Origin of the sequence: Myxococcus sp. AB056 (assembly GCF_006547365.1) — a bacterium.
Classification (GTDB): domain Bacteria; phylum Myxococcota; class Myxococcia; order Myxococcales; family Myxococcaceae; genus Myxococcus; species Myxococcus virescens.
Genome location: NZ_VHLB01000018.1, coordinates 14,006 through 32,008, shown reverse-complemented (window position 1 = coordinate 32,008; position 18,003 = coordinate 14,006). Strand labels below are relative to the sequence as shown.

At 69.0% G+C, this 18,003-nt stretch carries 4 protein-coding genes; all 4 read right to left on the bottom strand.

Features of this window, described 5'->3' with window-relative positions; genetic code table 11:
* Positions 1 to 9: 9 nt before the first annotated feature.
* Positions 10 to 8,931, bottom strand: a complete 8,922-nt coding sequence (locus tag FMP39_RS10875; RefSeq protein ID WP_141589847.1) for a non-ribosomal peptide synthetase/type I polyketide synthase — start codon at positions 8,929 to 8,931, stop codon at positions 10 to 12.
* Positions 8,928 to 13,169, bottom strand: a complete 4,242-nt coding sequence (locus tag FMP39_RS10870) for an SDR family NAD(P)-dependent oxidoreductase (protein ID WP_194858347.1) — start codon at positions 13,167 to 13,169, stop codon at positions 8,928 to 8,930. The genes FMP39_RS10875 and FMP39_RS10870 overlap by 4 nt, the downstream gene beginning before the upstream one ends.
* The gene (locus FMP39_RS10865; protein WP_141589845.1) at positions 13,169 to 15,379 is read right to left on the bottom strand and encodes a beta-ketoacyl synthase N-terminal-like domain-containing protein; all 2,211 of its coding nucleotides are present in this window, start codon (positions 15,377 to 15,379) and stop codon (positions 13,169 to 13,171) included. The genes FMP39_RS10870 and FMP39_RS10865 overlap by 1 nt, the downstream gene beginning before the upstream one ends.
* 78 nt (positions 15,380 to 15,457) lie before the next feature.
* A complete protein-coding gene (locus FMP39_RS10860) occupies positions 15,458 to 18,001 on the bottom strand; it encodes an NAD(P)/FAD-dependent oxidoreductase (protein ID WP_141589844.1) in 2,544 nt (847 codons plus the stop codon).
* Positions 18,002 to 18,003: the final 2 nt, after the last annotated feature.

The window sequence follows — 18,003 nt, the reverse complement described above, 5'->3', positions numbered from 1 at the left end:
GTTCCGTCCCTAGTTCATCTTCGACAGCTGCTCGGAGAGCAGGTGCGCGAGGTTCGCTTCAGCCAGCCCTTCCAGCGGGCTCTCAACCGGGGCGTCTGACTTCGACGTGACGCGCGCTTCCTCCGTGAACTCCAGAGGGATGAACGCGTCCATGAGCTGCGTCGCGAGCTTCTCTGCCGTCGGGTAGTTGAAGACGAGCGTCGCCGGCAGCGACACGCCGAGCCCGCTCTGAAGCCGGTTCTTGAGCTGGAGCGCCGCCAGCGAATCGATGCCCAGCTCGTGGAACCCACGCGCCGGGTCGATGGACTCGCTGGAGCCCACGCCTCGCATCCACGCCACTTGCTCGCGGACGTAGTCCATCAGCAACTGCCGACGCATCTCGATGGGCGCCGCCGTGAGCGTGTCCAGGAACGACGCGCGCTCCACCGTGCGCTCGCCCCCTGCCCGTTCGCGCAACTCCGCGACGTAGGGCGTGGCCCGGCCGCTTCCGAAGACAGCCCAGTCGATGGCGGCCACGCCTACCTGAGGAACGCGCGACGTGAGGAGCAGCACCAGCGCGCGCAGGCCCTGCGCCTTCGGAATGACGCCGAAGCCCGGCGTCCGAGCCTCCTCGCTCACCGACACCTGGGCGCCCGCGTCACCGGCCCAGATGCCCCAGTTGATGCTCAGGGCAGGCAGACCCAGGGCACGGCGGTGGTGCGCCAGCGCATCCTCGAAGGCGTTCGCCGCGCAGTGATTCGACTGTCCCGCCGAGCCGACGAGCGATGCGACGGAGGAGAACATCACGAAGTAGTCCAGCGGCAGGCCCGCGGTCAGACGATGCAGGTTCCAGGCGCCACGCAACTTCGGCCGCAGCACGGTCTCGAAGCGCTCCCAGCGCTGCTGCCGCAGCACGCCGTCATCCAGCACACCGGCCGAGTGGAACACGCCGCCCAGAGGGGCCATGTCCCGCGCAACCTCGTTCAGCAGCGCGGCTAGCGGCTCCGCATCCGCGATGTCGACTTGCCGGTACTCGACACGGACACCCTGCTGGCGCAGGTGCTCCAGACGTTCCACCGCCTGCGCCCCCGGAGCGCCCCGGCCTGTCAGCACCAGGTTGCGTGCCCCCCGGCTCGCCAGCAACTCCGCCGTCAGCAAGCCCAGGCGTCCGAGCCCGCCCGCCACGAGATAGCTGCGGTCCGCCCGGAAGGCTTCGACGCGATCCGCGGACGCTTCAACGAGCTTCCGTGACTCGACCCTCCGGAGTCGCGCGACGTAGCGGCCATCGCGATAGGCCACCTGGTCCTCCGCCACCTCCGCGCGACGGCGAATCTCCTGCGCGAGCAGCTCCACCTGGGCGCTCGGTTCGCCCTGGGCATCGAGGTCGACACACCGGCAATCCAGCTCCGACGCCTCGATGGCCAGGGGCCGCGCCATGCCCCACAGCAACGACTGGGCGAGCCCGGGCAACGGAACGCCCGGCTTCACGGGCTGCGCGCCACGCGACACCAGCCACACCGTGCCGGAGTACCCACGGTCCAGCAGGAACTGGAGCAGTCCCAGCGCGCCACCACCCGTCACCCGAGCCGCCTGCCCCAGCGCATCCGCATCCAGCGTCTCCGCTTCCTCGGTGTGGGAGCCCCACATCAGGATGACGTCGGACAGTGCCGCCGGAAGCGGCAGTTCGCGCAAGGCCTCCACGAGCGCTTCGGGCGAGTCAGGGACCTCGAAGGTCATCTCATCGATACGGTGCGGCCGTGCGCCACGGATGGCGACGAAGCAGGCGCGGCCATCGCGCGTCAGCTCCTGTGCGAGCTGCTGCCCCATGCCGTCGCGCTCCGAGAGAATCAGGCACGCGCCGCTCGCGGGCACCAGCGTCTCCGGACGACTCCCATCCAACGCGAGCGGCTCCCACCGCCGCTCGTAGAGCCACTCATCCAGCGAGGTAGAGAGCGCGGCACGCAGCGCCTCCTGGCTCGTGCGCTGAAGCTCCAGGCCGCGCACCCAGGCGCGCAGCGCTCCGTCTCTTCCGAAGATGCGGACATCCGCACGCAACCGCTTCCCAGCCTCGTCCACCGGCCGCACCACGGCGTGGCTCCACACGCCGTCTTCGATGCTGCCCAGCACGTGAAGCCGCTCGATGTGCACCGGCACGTACAGCTCGGTGCCATCCATGTCCGGATAGGCGCCGCCCACCACCTGAAGGCAGGCATCCATCAGGGCGGGATGCGCGAGGTAGCCGCCGCCGCTCCCGAGGCCCGCCGGGCGCTCGATGCGCGCCAGGACCTGCTCGCCTTCCCGGCGCAGCTCGGTGATGCCCTGGAACTCCGGCCCGAAGTCGACGCCCGCGTTCCGTGCCCGCTGGTAGTAGTCCTCGACAGGAAGCGGGGTCTGCAGGTCCCTCAACACGCTGTCGAGGTCGTGCGCCTCGGGGGCCGATGCATCATCACCGAGGACGGCGAGCGTGCCCGTCGCGTGAAGGCTCCACGCGCGCTCCGAGCCCTCACCCGTCCGGCTGAAGATGCGCACTGCGGCCTTGCCCTCTCCGTCGCGGCGCACGGCGCACTGCACCTTCCGCTCGGCATCCTTCGGGAAGGTCATCGCGTTGAGGATGGCGAGGTCCGTCAACTCCAGCGCGGTCGTGCCCAACAGCCGGGCCCCGGAGGCCAATGCCATCTCGACGTAGCCCGTCGCGGGCAGTGTGGGCGTTCCGAAGACGCGGTGCTGGCCCAGGAACGCCTGCGAGGCAGGCCCCAGCGTGGCCTCGAACAACAGCTCACCGGCCTCCAGGACGGCCAGGGGCACGCGCTCGCCAATCAGCGGGTGCTCGGCGCGGGAAACGCTTCGCCCGTTGGGACGCTGGAGGCCCGCGCCCTCCTCCCAGTAGCGCTGACGCTGGAAGGCATACGTCGGGACTTCCACCTTGCGCCGTGGGTAGCCGGCATCCACCGCCGCCCAGTCCACCGCAACGCCGCGCACGTACAGCGCCGCCAGGCTCTCCAGCATCTGCCGCCAGCCCCCGTCATCGGCGCGCAGGCTCGGCAGCCAGGTGCCCGCGCCCTCGGGCACCGAGCGCGCCGCCATGCCGAGCAGGGTCGCCTTCGGGCCGACCTCGACGAAGACGCGCATGCCGTCGCGGTACAGCGCCTCCACGCCCCGGCCGAACTGCACCGGGTTGCGAAGCTGGCTGCACCAGTAGTCCGGCGTGCAGAGCCCGTCCGTGATGAGCTCGCCGGTCATCCCGGAGACCATCGGAATCGACGGCGGCGAATAACGCAGCGACGCGGCGACGGCCCGGAACTCCGGGAGGATGGCCTCCATCATCACCGAGTGGGCCGCGCGCGGGATGTTCAGCCGCTTGACCTTGTAGCCCTTCGCGTCCAGCGCCCGGCCTATCTCCACAATCTCCGCGGGGATGCCGGAGATGACGACGTTGTCCGGCCCGTTGACGGCCGCGATGGAGCTGGCCCAACCGCCCTGGGAGAGGAACTCGCGCAGCTCCGGCTCCGCGGCGGAGACCGCGATGTTGCTGCCCTCCGGAAGCTGCTGAATCAACCGTCCGCGGTGAACGGCCAGCTTCAGGCCATCCTCCACGCTGAACACGCCCGCGATGCAGGCCGCCGCCAGCTCGCCCGTGCTGTGTCCCAGCAAGACGTCCGGCTGGATGCCCCACGACATCCACAGCTCGGCCAGCGCGTACTCCAACACGAAGACCACCGGCTGGGCGTAGTCGAGCTGGTCGATGGGCGATGGCGTGCCCGGCTCCGCGTAGAGGACGGAGATCAGCGAACGGTCCCAATACTCACGGAGCATCTGGTCGAACGAGTCGATGCGCCGGCGGAAGCCCGGATGCGTCTGGTACAGCTCGCGCGCGGCTCCGACGTACTGCGAGCCCTGACCGGAGAACAGGAACGCGACCTTCACCGCCTGCTTCGTGTCGGCCTCTGCCTGGATGACTCCCGGGTGCTCGTCCTTCCGCTCCGCCGCGCCCAGGACGGCGGCCACCTGCGCGGCGTCCGCCCCCACCACCGCGAGCCGGTGGTCGAAGGCGACACGCCCGGTGTTCGCGGAGAAACACACGTCCGCGAGCGATGCGCCCGGTGCTTCGAGCGCCGCCCTGTAGCGGCCCGCGAGCTGCCGCAGCGCCTCCGGGCTCCGCGCCGAGAGCGCCAGGAGGTGCCGCGAGCGGTCCAACTGCTGCACGTCCGGCGTCGGCGTCGCCTGCGGCGGCGCCTCTTCGACGACCACATGGACGTTGGTGCCGCCGATGCCGAACGAACTGAGCCCCGCCCGCAGGACACCCTGCGTCGCGGTCCACGGCCGGGCCTTGTCCACCACGTAGAAGGGCGTCTTGTGGAGCTCCAGCCGCGGGTTCGGCGACTGATAGTGGAGCGTGGGCGGCAAGGTGCGGTGCTGAAGCGCGAGCACGACCTTGATGAGCCCAGCGATGCCCGCCGCGCTGTCGAGGTGGCCGATGTTGCCCTTCACCGAGCCCAGGCCGCACGACTGCGCCTGGACCTGTCCCCCAAACGCCTCCGTCAGCGCGGAGACTTCAATGGGGTCGCCAATGGCCGTTCCGGTGCCATGGGCTTCGACATAGGAGATGGTCCGCGGGTCCACCTTCGCGTGCTGGTGCGCGCGGCGCACCACGTCCGTCTGGCCCTCGACACCGGGCGCCATGAAGCCCACCTTGCGGTGCCCGTCGTTGTTGATGGCGGAGCCCTTGATGACGGCGAGCACCCGGTCCCCATCCGCCAGCGCCTGACTCAGGCGCTTGAGGACCACGATGCCAGCGCCGCTTCCTGGGATGGTTCCGTTGGCCCCGGCGTCGAAGGGACGGCAGTGGCCGTCGCGCGAGAAGACGCTGCCTTCCTCGTACAGGTAGCCCACGCGGTGGGGGACCTTGATGGCGACGCCGCCCGCGAGCGCCAGGTCGCAGCTGCCCTCATTCAGCGCCGCGCACGCCTCGGACACCGCGACCAGGGACGTGGAGCACGCCGTCTGGACGTTGATGCTGGGCCCGCGCAGGTCGAGCTTGTAGGACACCTGCGTGGCCAGGAAGTCCTTGTCCTGGGCCATCAGGTCCTGGAAGAAGCCGATGGGGCGCGTCAGGTCCGGGTAGGGATAGCGATAGTGGCTGACGCTCTTCCCGGCATACACGCCGACGAGCCCGTTGCGCCCCGACGGCGGGTAGCCCGCGTGCTCCAGCGCCTCCCAGGCGCACTCCAGGAACACCCGCTGCTGCGGATCCAACGCGCGCGCCTCACGGGGCGTCAGCGAGAAGAACTCCGCGTCGAAGGTGTCGAAGTCCTCCATCACCGCCGACGAGCGGACGTACCCGGGATTCCGGAACGCCTCCGGACTGACGCCCGCGGCCAGCAGCTCGTCATCGGTGAAGGTGCCCACCGACTCCACGCCCTGCATCAGGTTCTGCCAGAACTGCTCGGGCGTCGAAGCCCCGGGGAAGCGGCAGCTCAAGCCGATGATGGCGATGTCCCGCGCATCCTGCGTCCGCGGCGTCTCCTCGCGCGGCGCGAGTGCCACCTCGGGCTTCGCCTCACCGCCCGCCGCCGCGAGCCTGGCCGCGAGCACCTTGACGGTGGGCCGGCCGAACAGGTCCGTGACGGGAACCGACAGCCCCAGCTTTTCCTTGAGCTCGAGGTGGAGCTTGATGAGGTGTACCGAGTTGGCGCCCAGCTCGAAGAAGTTCCGGTCCGGGTGGACCTCTGGAACACCCAGCACCTCCGCCACGGCCTTCGCGATGGACTGCTGAAGCGCCTGGGCCTCACGGCCTGGACGGGCGGCGACGGCGGGCTTGCTCTCCTCGCGCTGCGTGGGCCGGGCGACGTGGTCCGGATGCGGCAGCGCCTTGCGGTCCACCTTCGCGTTGCGGGTCAGCGGCAGCGCCTCCAGCACGACGTAGGTCGCTGGGACCAGGTGCTCGGGCAGCTTGCGGGACAGGAACTCGCGGACGTGCCGGGTATCCACGCCGCGCTTCGTGTCCGAGGCGACGACGTAGGCGACCAGGCGCTTTTCGTGGTGCTCGCCGACCGCCCCGACCACCGCCGCGCTGATGCTCGGCTCCTGGAGCAACGCGGCCTCGATTTCACCCGGCTCGATGCGCTGTCCACGGATGGAGAGCTGGAAGTCGACGCGGCCCAGGAACTCGATGGTGCCATCCGGCAGGTACCGCCCGAGGTCACCGGTGCGGTAGAGGCGCTCGCTCGTCCGAGGGTGCACGGTGAACTTCTTCGAGCCCGCTCCCGCGCCCACGTAGCCCAGCGCCACGCCCACGCCCGCGCAGCACAGCTCGCCGGGCACCCAGATGGGGCGCTCGTCCAGGTGCTCGTCCAGCACGTAGTACTTCGTGTTCGAGATGGGCTTGCCGTACGGGATGCTGCGGCGGCGCTCGTCGGCCTCGACGACCGGATGGGAGATGTTCCACAGGGACGTCTCCGTCGGCCCGCCGACGCTCATCAGCTTCACGTCGCCGAACTTCGCCCGCAGCCGCGCGGGCATGGTGACGGGGAGCCAATCTCCGCCGAGCATCACCAGACGCAGCGGGCAGGTCAGCCGGGCATTGCTGCCTTCGAGATACGTCAGCAGCATCTCCATCATCGCCGGCACGGTGCTCCAGATGGAGACGCCGTGACGGGACATCAGCTCGGCCCAGTGGGAGGGGTCCCTGCGCGAGGACGCATCCGGCATGACCAGGGCCGCGCCCGCGCTCAGGGTTCCGAAGACGTCGTAGACGGAGAAGTCGTGGTGGAGCGCGCTGAGCGCGATGACGCGGTCATCCGGCCCGACGCCGAACTTCCGGTTCGTCCACTCCACGCCGTTGACCATCCCGGCGTGGGTGAGCATGGCCCCGTTGGGCTGACCCGTGGAGCCGGAGGTGTAGAGGATGTGCGCCAGGTCCTCGGGCTTCTGCACGGGCGCCAGTGGCGCCTCGCTGTACTCGCTGAAGGCGTCCGGCGTGACGACCAGTACCTGCACCCCTTCGGGCCAGGACTCCTGGGCGAACTTCGGCTGCGTCACCGCCAGCTCGGCCCCGCCGTTCCGCATCATGTAGACGCGCCGCTCGTGCGGCAGCCCCGCGTCGATGGGCAGGTACGCCGCTCCCGAGCTGAGAACCCCCAGCGCGGCCACGACCTGCTCCCATCCCTTCTCCATCACAATCGCGACGATGCGGTTGGGCGCGGCGCCACGCTCGCGCAGCGCATGTCCGAGCCGGCTGGAGCGCCGGGCGATCTCGCCATAGCTCAGGCTGACGCTCGACGAGGCCAGCGCCAGGGCGTCCGGGCGCGCCGCGGCGTGGCGGTAGAAGCCGGTGTGGAGCAGCTCCCCGCTCCGCGGGCGCGCCGTGTCGTTGACGCGGGCCAGCAGCTCCACCTGCCGGACCGGACGGGTGTCCAGCCCTTGCTGGTCCCACGCCGCGTCGTCCTCCGCCAGGCGCCGTAGCAGCGCGCAGAAGCTGGAGAACATGTCTTCAATCATGCCGGGCGGGAACAGCTCCTCCGCCACGTCCCAGTTCAGGAAGACGCCGCCCCGCTGGTAGACAATCTGCAGGTCAATCCACACCTGGGGCGTCTGCGTCAGCGCCTCGATGAGCTCGCCGAACTCCTCCGCCAGGAAGTCGACCCAGTGCGAGTCCTTGCTCTTGGAGTGAGACGCGAAGCTCGTCATCACCACCGGCATGATGGCGCCCGCGATACGGCCCTGGGCCCTGAACAGCTCCCGCAGCAGCTCGACGCCGCTGACCTCACGGTGCTCCAGCGCCAGGAAGAGCTGGTCCCGGATGGCAAGGGCCCGCTCCGTGAACGTCCGCTCCGGCCGGTGGTCCACCTCGATCAGCGTGAAGCTGGCGAAGGTGCCGACAATCTCGTTGACCTGGGGATGAAGGGGCAGCCGGTTGAAGTGCGGGACGTTGAGCGTAAAGCGAGGGCTGCGGCTCCAGCGCGCCATGACCTCCGCGTACGCCGCCAGCAGCAACTCCGGCTCCGTCAGCTTGCGCGCGCGGGCTCGCTGCTTGAGCGGCTGCCAGATATCCGGCCCCAGCCGTTCGAACACGCGCCCGAAACGAGGACGTCGGAGCGAACCCGGGTCCTTGTCGAGCGGGAGGTCCGGCGCGGGCGGGAGGTTCGGAAGGCGGGAGCGCCAGTACTCGAGCGAACGCGCATAACGAGCACCGCGCGCGTGCTGCACCGCCAGCGCGTAGTCCCGGAAGGACAGGTCCAGTTGCGGAAGCGCGGGCGCCCCACCCAGGTGTTTGTAGAGGTGGACGAGCTCCCGGTAGAGAATCTGGAAGCTGTAACCATCGATGAAGGTCCCATCGATGCTCATGAAGAGGCGCGAGCGGCCCCCGTCGAGCTGGCACACGCGGAGCTCGAACAACGGCCACTGGTCGAGCGCCAGCACCTGCTGCGACAGCCGCTCACGGATGGCCTGGAAGCGAGCCTCCGTCTCTTCCTGTTCGCGTCCGCGCAGGTCCTCCACGGGCAGGACGTAGCGCGGCACGTCGGGGAGGATGCGCTGCTGGAAGCCCGGGAGCGCCACCACCCGCAGCATCTCGTGGCGGGCGATGAGCAGGTTCCAGGCGTCCTCGAAGCGGGCCAGGTCGAGCGCGTGGCAGTCAATCTCGTTGTACGCGTGCATCGCCGCGTTCATCTCGAGCTCGGCCTGCCGGCCCACGCTGTAGGCCTGCTGGATCTCCGTCATCGGGAACGGCGCGTGCCGCTCCTCGGGCCGGGGCGTGATTTGCGGCAGCGTCTCCGCCTGGGGCATGCGCTGCTCCGACAGCAGTGTCAGCAACGCGGCCTTGTTCGCCACGAGCTGCTCTCGCAGCGCTCCCGGAATCTCGCCCGTGGGCGAATCGACCGCCAAGCGGTCCCCTTCCACCGACAGCTTGATGCCGTGCCCAGCGAGGGCCTGAAGAAGCTCATTCAATGTCATAGCAGGACCCGCTTCGATTCATCGCGCTCCGAGGAGGCAGCGCCGAGCACACTGGCCACAGCGAGCTTTCCGAGAAGCTCAGCCGTCACCTGCTCAATGGAACTTTCATCAACGAAACTCTTGAGAGGCATGCTCACGTCGAGTTCGCCCAGCACCATGTCCCGCAACTCAAGCGCCATGATGGAGTCGAACCCCAGCGCGTCGAACGAGTCCGTGGACGAGAGCTTCGTCGTCGGAATCTTTCCAACCTCGCTGATCATCTCTTTGAGCCGTGCCTCCAGGACGCCGCGGCGAGCGGAGCCTTCCAACGCGAGCAACACCTCGCGCAGCTTGCGCGGCGCCTCCACGACATCAGGCACGGCATCGGTGACGGATGCGGTCCGGAACAGCGACGAAGCCACGATGGAAGGATGGCTGGCAGTCCATCGCGTCACGTCGAAGCGCGCGATGCCCCGGGTGACGCGGTTCTCCGCGAGCACCAGCGACATGGCCGCCAGGGCTTCATCCACGGACATGGGCGACATGCCCCGCTCCGCCAGCCGGTCGCCACGCCGAGCATCCGCGACGGCCATACCGACCTCGCCCCAGCTCCCCCAGTTGAGACTGATGGCCGGCAGCCCCCGTGCGCGACGGAAGTGCGCCAGCGCATCGAGGAATGCATTGGCCGCGGCGTAGCTAGCCTGCCCCGGCGAGCCAATCAGCGACGCTGTCGAGGAGAACAGGACGAAGTGCTCGAGGGTGGTGTCGGTGGCCAGCGCATGGAGGTTCCAGGCACCGTCGACCTTGGGGCCCATGACCGTCTCGAAGTCCTGGGGCTCCCACTGCAACAACGAGCTGTCCGCCAGCACACCCGCACTGTGGAAGATGCCCCCCAGCGGCGCTCCGCCTCTGCGGACGGCAGCCAGCATCTCCGCCACCGACTCCGGGCGGCTCACATCGACGCGGAAGGTCTCCACCCGCGCGCCCGCTGCACGCAACGGCGCCAGGGCCTGCCGGGCCTCGTCGGTCTCACCTTTTCTTCCACAGAGGGCAAGGTGCCGCGCGCCGCGCTCCACCAGCCAGGAGGCGAGCCGCAGTCCGATTCCGCCGAGCCCACCCGTAATCAGATAGGTGCGGTCTTGCCGGGGACGAAACGCTCCCGCGCCTTCCGGAATCGTTTGGCTCTGCGTGAGCGAGGGCACCAGCCGCTGCTCGCCGCGCAGCACGACCTCGTCGTCGTCAGCGGCAGCAGGGACCTTGCGCGCCAGCTCCGTCACCAGCGCACCGAAGGCCGCGGGTTCGATGTCGATGCGCTTGCAGGCAAGCTCCGGGTGCTCGTAGGCGACAACCCGTCCCAGGCCCCACAATGGCGCGCCAGCAATCGCCGTGGGGCCAGCCGCGCCGCCAGCGGCTTGCGAGCCCTGGGTGACGAGGAACAACCGAGGCAGCGTAGGCGCCGACTGCCGTGCCAGGGTCTGCACGAGCGACGCCGCCGCGTGGACCTCACGCTGAACCGATGTGCGCAGCCCTTCCAGTGATTCGGGGTGCTCCGAACCCGACAGGTAGATGACGCCTCGGGGCGCCGGGCTCTCGGACAGCCACTCCCGCAGCACCGACGCCTGCTCGGAGCCCCCGATGGCCACGCGCACCGTGCCTCCGGCGGTGGACAGGGCTTGCCGAAGCGACTCCGAGGCCGCCGGCTGCGTGCTCACGATGAGCCAGCGCCCCTCCGCGTCCACGGGCCCCTGCCCCACCGTGTGCGCATGCCACGTAAGTTCGCAGAAGAGGTCCCGGGGGGATGCATCCCGGACGGGCTGCACGCTGCTCGGCGCTGGAGCGACCGCTCCGTCCCACCAGTAGCGCTCACGCTGCCACGGGTACGTCGGAACCACCGTCTTGCGCGCCCCCGTGAAGAGGCCCTCGAAGCGAATGGAGCCTCCGGAGGAGTACCCTCCCGCGATGACGTCCAGGACACCCGTCCAGGCATCATCACCGGGCTTGCTGGCACGCAGGATGACGGCCTTGCTTCCACGGCTTCGTGCAGTGGCCTCGAACGCCTCCCCAACGGAAGCCTCACAAGAGACCTGGATGAATGCCGAGGCGTTCCGCGCACACAGGTGCGCCACGGACGACGCCGGGTCGCTCACGTCAGCGCACTGTCTCTCCCAGTACGCCCCCGGCACCGTCGCGCCCGCTTCGACCCAGGTGCCATCGACGGTGGAGAAGAATGGGTACTTCACGGGTTGAGGACGCACGGGCTGCGCTGGCGTCAGTTGCAGGGCGAGCCGCACGGCGTCTTCCACGCTGAGCGCTCCCGCGACAACTCCCGCGGAGAGCGCTCCCACGCCGAATCCGGAAACAGCGGCGGGGGTCAGACCGCACGCGCGCCAGAGCTCCGCCAACGCGAGCTGGAGCACGAGGAGCGCGCCCACCGGGTGTCCTTCGCCCGCCTGCGCTCCCGCCACCTGCCGGAAGACTGCGTCCACCTTCTCCGCGTGGGCGCGGAAGACGTCCCGGCCCAGCAGCTCACGCATCAGCCGGTTGGCCTCGGGCTCCGTGCCACCGAAGACGAAGACGGGCCCGCCCTCAACTGGACCTCGAGTGACACCCGGCGCATCGCGTCCCTCCGTGACAGCGTGAAGGGCCGCTCGAAGCGCCTCGGGCGTCTTCGCCACGAGCACCGCACGGTGCGCATGGTGCGAGCGTCCAGCGCCCGCCATGAAGCACGCATCCTGGAGCCGCGTTCCTGGACCGGCCTCCTCCGACACGTACCGGAGCCACGACGCCGCCAGTGTGCGCAACGCAGGCTCCGAGCGCGCGGAGAGGGGCAACACATACGGCCCGGCGTCCACGGCGGCATGGGCGGCCTCCGCGTACGCCTCGACGAGCGCATGCGCGTTCACACCGCTCATCCCAAACGAGCTCACGGCGACGCGATGAGGTCCGTCCTTCGCCGCCAGGGCCGTGCGCGCTCGAGGCACCGCGAGCCCTGAGCCCTCCCACGTGAACTCCGGGGTCGGGTGCTCGAAGTTGATGGAGGGAGGCACCTCGCCGGCCTGGAGCACCAGGACGGCCTTGATGAGTCCCGCGATGCCAGCCGCGGCTTCCGTGTGACCGATGTTCGGCTTGACGGAGCCAATCCACAGCGGGCGCTCCGAAGTCCGCGCTGCGCCGTAGACGCGCGACACGCCGTCCAGCTCGATGGGATCTCCCAGCCGCGTTCCCGTCCCGTGCGCTTCCAGGTAGTCCACCTGGCCGGGCTCGATGCCCGCGCGCTGCAACACGCGCCGGTACAGCGCTTCCTGCGCCCCGACGTTCGGCACCGTGAGACCACCGCTGGCGCCGTCGTGGTTCATGCCCGTGCCACGCAGGGTCGCGAGGATGCGGTCGCCATCCCGGACGGCGTCCCGCAGCCGCTTCAGGACGACCACGCCACAGCCTTCCCCCTGCACCATGCCGTCCGCGTCCCGGTCGAACGTGCGGCAATGGCCGCTGGGGGAGAGGGCTCCCGCCTTGGACAGGAACACGCTGAGTTGCGGCGCCAGGATGAGCTTCACGCCTCCGGCGATGGCGAGCGTCGACTCCTCCGTCCGCAGGCTCTGACACGCCAGGTGCACGGCGGACAAAGAGGACGAGCACGCGGTGTCCACCGCCATGCTCGGCCCTTCGAGCCCGAGGAGGTACGACAGCCGGCCCGCCACATAGCTGGCGTCCACACCCGTGGAGTAGTGGGCGCTCACCTTCTCCAGCCCGCCCCCCGTGACGAACGCGTAGTCCTTCGCGTGGACGCCCGCGAAGACACCGGTCCGCGTCCCCTGGAGCTGGTGCGGGGGAATGCCAGCGTCCTCCAGGGCCTCCCAGCTCACCTCCAGGAAGAAGCGCTGCTGCGGGTCCATGCCCTCGGCTTCACGCCGGGAGATGTGGAAGAACTCCGCGTCGAACCGGTCCACCTCGTCGACGAAGCCGGCGCGGCGCATGGACAGCTTCCCGGGCCTGGAGGGGTCCGGGTCATAGAGCCCCTGGAGCGCCTGCCGGTCGCTGGGAATCTCCGTCAGCGCCTCCCGTGCCCCCCACAGCAGGTCACGGAACTTCGCGGGGTTGGTGGCGCCCCCCGGAAAGCGGCAGGCCATGCCGATGATGGCAATCGGCTCCCGCTCACCATTCGAGGCCGTCGCCAGCTTCTTCTGCAGCTTCTCGATGGTCAGCAACGCCTGCTGGAGTGGCGACAACTCCGCCATGAATCCGTCCTTGCGGTTCATCACGCGACCTCGAGGCTGAGTTCGGCCAACGTCCGGGCGATCTGCTCGCGCGCTTCGTCCTCGGACAGCCCGGCAATGCGCTCCATCAGGCCCTGCTCCTCCTGCTCGGGCGTGCTCACGTCGCCCGGGCCCGACGGCAGGCGGCTACGCCGCGCCTCCAGCAGGGACAGCAGCCGCTTCGCCAGCGACTCCAGCCGGGGCAGCTCGAAGAAGAGCGTCGTCGACAACGGGAGCTCGAGCGCCCGCGAGATGCGTTCCTTCAACAACGTGGCCCCGATGGAGTTCAGGCCCAGTTCGAAGAAGGTCCGTCCCTGCACATCGAGCGTCGCGGGCTCGACCTCCAGCACGTCCGCGAGGTGCCCACGCAGGAACGCCCGCATCTGGGCCTCCCCATGCACATCGGGAACGCGGGAAGCATCCCCGGCGGCCACCGCGGCGGCCTGAAGCAGGGCGGCGGCGTCTGGCCGCGCGTCCTTGGGTGAGCGGCAGACTTCATCGGGTGAAAGCCACTCGGGCCACAGGCGCTGACGCTGGAAGGGGTAGACCGGCAGGCTCACGCAGCGCCCTGCACGCACCGGGAACACCTCGGGCGGGACCGCACCATCCGCGACGAAGACACGCCCGGCCTCCACCTGATCCAGCGGCATGCCCTCCTGAACCAGGAGCGTCGTCCCACTCGACGTCGCAAGCGAATCGAGGAGCGCCACGAGCCCAGCCCGGTCGCCCGCGATCACCACGGCACGGTGCCGGTGGTGCTGACGCTTGAGCGCCGCCGTGAAGCAGACGTCCTCCAGCGTCGCCACCGAGTCCGGCGTCGTGGCGAGGAATTCCCGAAGCTGGAGCGCCCGCTGACGGAGCGCGTCCTGAGAGAGCGCCGAGAGCGCCAGGAAATGGACCGGCGCTGGCGTCCGCTCCAGCACCTCAGCCGGAGCCGCCTCCAGGACCACGAAGCCGTTGGCACCGCCCAGGGACGTGGACACGATGCCCGCTCGCAGAGGCACCCCAGGCTCCCGCGCGGCCCAGGGCTCCAGCTCCGTCTGGATGCTCAGCCCGAGCGCGTCGAACGAAACCAACGGGTTGGGCGCGTCCACGTGAATCGTCGGCGCCAGCGTGCGGTGGTGCAGCGACAGGCACACCTTGATGAACTGCGCGATGCCCGCCGCGGCGCCCAGGTAGCCCACGTTGTTGCTGATGGCGCCGAGCCTGCAGGGCAACGGCCGCTGCGTCCCGAGCGCCTCCCCGATGGCCTCCGCCTCGGCCGCGTCGCCCTTGAGGAAGGACGAACCGTGCAGCTCGATATAGTCGATGCTCGCCGGAGCCACCCCGCCCTGCTCACACGCCTGCCGGATGACGTCCGCCTGCGCCGAGGCGCTGGGCGCCATGATCCACTCGTTTCGGCCGTTGTGATTGACGGCGCTGCCCCGAATCACCGCGTACACGCGGTCACCGGGCTCAACCCTGGAAAGGCGCTTGAGGACGACGACACCAGCGCCCTCCCCGCGCACGTAGCCGTCCGCCTGGGCATCCAGGGTCCGGCACTGCCCCCGCTCGGAGAACACGCCGGCCTGGGACAGCATGATGCTGCTGTCCGGCGACAGCATCAGCTCGACGCCCCCGGCGAGGGCCATTTCCACCTCGCCCAGCGCCAGGCTGCGGCACGCCTCATGGAGGGCCACCGTCGAGGAGGCACACCCCACGCTCGACACGGTGCTGGGTCCCCGGAAATCAAAGGCGTAGGAGAGCCGGTTGGCCGCGAAGGACGCCGTCGTTCCCAGGACGGAATAGCCATCCAGCGCGGACCAGTCCCGCGCCAGCATCCGCTGGAAGTCGCTGAAGTTGACGCCCATGAAGACGCCCGTGCGGCTCCCTCGCACGGCGTCGAAGGGCAGGCCCGCATCCTCCAGCGCATGCCATGCACACTCGAAGAGGAGACGGTGCTGCGGATCCATCTGCCGCAGCTCCCGCTTCGACAGCCGGAACGCCGCGGGGTCGGCCAGCTCCACGCCTTCAATCAGTCCGGCCTTGCGGTTGCGAATCGTGCCGGGGCGATCAGGTGCCGCATCAAAAAGAGAGGCCGAAGGCCAGCGCCCGGACGGGATGTCCCCCGTTGCATCAATCCCATCACATAGCATTTGCCAGAGCGTACGCGGGCAGTCCGACATGGGGAAACGCAGCCCCAGTCCAATCACAGCAATGGGTTCACACCACATCAGAGCACGGCTCCGCTGGCGACTCGAAAGCCGCTCAGACTCATCACCTGTTTGAACTTCATTCTCGACCAACAAGAATCAATAAAGACATACGTCCGGAACGTCTTTCACTGCGGCCGGCGTGGCATCACGCGGCCCGAGGCCTCCGTCCTCCACCACGGACAGATCGCCAAAATCAAAAAGGGCGTGCTTGTACAGCTTGAGGCGCGGACTCAAACCTTCGGGCCCCACCCGCACCGCGACGAACTTCGCGCGATCGGTCTGCATCATCCGCTCGAAGTCCCGAACGGCTTGCTTCGAGGAGTTGGGATACCCGAAACGGGAGATGGCTTCCAGAACCGCAGAGGTCTGGATCCCGCTGTAGATGAGGTTGATGCGCTTGGGCTGGGATTGGGACTCGGAGGCTTCGATGGCGACCTGGGTCATCTTGTCCGCGGAGTGCTCCCAGAGCAGCGCGTTCAACTGGCGAACCCGCTCCAGCTCCGGGGCAGACACGCCCATTTCCTGGAGGAAGCGCCACAGCTCCGAGCCAGGCTGGAATGGAGGCCGCTGCTCGTCGAAGCGCACCAGGTACATCTTGGATTCGAGCGTTCCGTCCTCCAGGAAGCTCAGTCCCAGGAACAGCGGGTAGTACTCGGTCCGCAGCGCGTCAGCGTAGGTCTTCACCCGCTCCGCGAAGGGCCCTGCCCGGAAGCGCTCCGGCAAGCGGCTCATCGCCTCATCGAAGCCGGAGTGCCCACGCATGGAATCGAAATGCCAGCTCGCGGCAATGGAATACCGGGTAGGGCCTCCGGGCTTGAACTCCGCGCGCACCAGGCCCAGGTCCGAAGGCCGGAATGTCTCGCAGATGGCCACGGACCGCTCGATGCCCTCGTTGGAGATGCCGAGCAGACGCGTGTACTCCCGGAAGGCCTGCGTGACCGTCCCATTGTCGCTGTAGAGCATGAAGCCCAAGCCGGGCTCGTCCACGTTGTAGGAGAACTCAATCAACGCCTTCTTCGCGATGCCCAGGCCCTGCACCGGGAGCCAGTAGTCCAGGAACCGCCGCACCTCGGCGGCCTCGCTCAGCAGACCTTGGGCGCGCAGGGCATCCCGGACGAACCACCCCAGCGTCTTGTCCGGCTTCCACAGCACTTCCGTGTCGAAGTGGCAGATGCGATCACGCGGGCCGACCCGTTGAGGAACCACCAGGTTGGCCAGCATCCGTCCCGCGTAGCGCGCCCCCAGCGCCACCCGGCTGGCGGGCCACAGTGCCTCGGAGCCCAAGCCCTTCTCGGACTTCTGCTGCCAGGCGCGCTTCGCGAGCCGCAAGGCGATGTCCGGGCGCAGGAGGAACTCCGGCCCCGCCTGGACGTGCATCAGCTTGAGGAACTCCTGGTAGATCTCCGGATGCTCGTGGTTCAGCGCGTAGAGTTCCTCCACGTACCACTGGGCCAGCTTGATGAGCCGCGTCCGTTCGCCGGGGACGTGGGGATGCCGCATGGCCTCCGCCGTCACGAAGAACCAGAGGCCCTGGAGCCACTGCGCGCCCGTGCGCAGATAGGACGCCGTCCAGGCCTGGGTCACCGCCTCCAGGCTGTCGAGCTGGTGCAGCGCCTCGTTGAGGAGGTTCGCCTCCAGCATCGCCACCGACATGCCCTGGCCGAAGACAGGGTCGAAGTAGCACCAGGCATCCCCCAGGACGAGCAACCCCGCGGGGAAGTCCCGGATGCGCTCGAAGTGGCGCCATTTCACGTCCGGCACCCGGTACACCCCAACGTCCGAGACGGGCTTCGCGTCCTTGATGGCTTCGTAGATGTCCGGCTCGCGGAGGCTGCGGGCGAACTCCACGAATCCGTCCTCGTCGCGGGGCGGGTGGTGTCCTTCGTAGCCGAACAAGGACACAATCCAGCGATTGCCTTCCACGCCCAGCATCGCCCCGCCGCGCGGTTTGTCGGGCGGCAGCGGGGTGATCCACAGCCCGCGCCAGTCCCTGGCTGTCTCCGGCTGCTCGAAGAGGCGTGACACGTAGCAGAGGTTGATGGGCAGCCGGCTCTCCTCCGGCGGGCTGAACCCCAACTCCGACAACCACTTGCCCAACTGCGATCCGCGCCCGCTCGCGTCGACCACGATGTTGGCGAGCCGGTTCGTCACCGCGCCGCCGTCCTCGTGGCGGTCATGCGTCTGGACACCGAGAATCCGCCGTCCATCCGGCGTGGCCAGCAGCGCCCGCACGGAGGTCGACTCCAGGATCTCCACGTTGGAATAGGCGCGAAGCCGCGCTCTCAGGTAGCGCTCCAGGGAGCAGCGCGTCTGCGGGTACAGGACGATGCCGCTGCGGTGGCGCGGCATCCAGTCACCAAACTGCAGCCACCGGAGGTCCTGGGTGAAGTCGAAGGGCTCGATGCCGTCCGCCTTCATCTGCTCGACGAGGCCGGGGAAGTACTGCTCCAACAGGTCCACACCCTTTCGCAGCAGGACATGGATGTGATTGCCCTGGGGCGCGCCCTGACGCGGACCATCCTGGAGCACGTCCCGTTCAATGACGGTGACGCGCTCGAAATGGTCCGCCAGCACGCGCGCGGCGCTGAGCCCACCGATACTGGCGCCAATGACAATGGCGCTCCCTGGAAGTTTGTTCATGC

Bases quoted from the DNA above. Each gene is read 5' to 3' on its own strand.
- FMP39_RS10875 (WP_141589847.1), bottom strand. From the start codon at position 8,931: ATGACATTGAATGAGCTTCTTCAGGCCCTCGCTGGGCACGGCATCAAG.
- FMP39_RS10860 (WP_141589844.1), bottom strand. From the start codon at position 18,001: ATGAACAAACTTCCAGGGAGCGCCATTGTCATTGGCGCCAGTATCGGT.
- FMP39_RS10870 (WP_194858347.1), bottom strand. From the start codon at position 13,169: ATGAACCGCAAGGACGGATTCATGGCGGAGTTGTCGCCACTCCAGCAG.
- FMP39_RS10865 (WP_141589845.1), bottom strand. From the start codon at position 15,379: ATGTGGTGTGAACCCATTGCTGTGATTGGACTGGGGCTGCGTTTCCCC.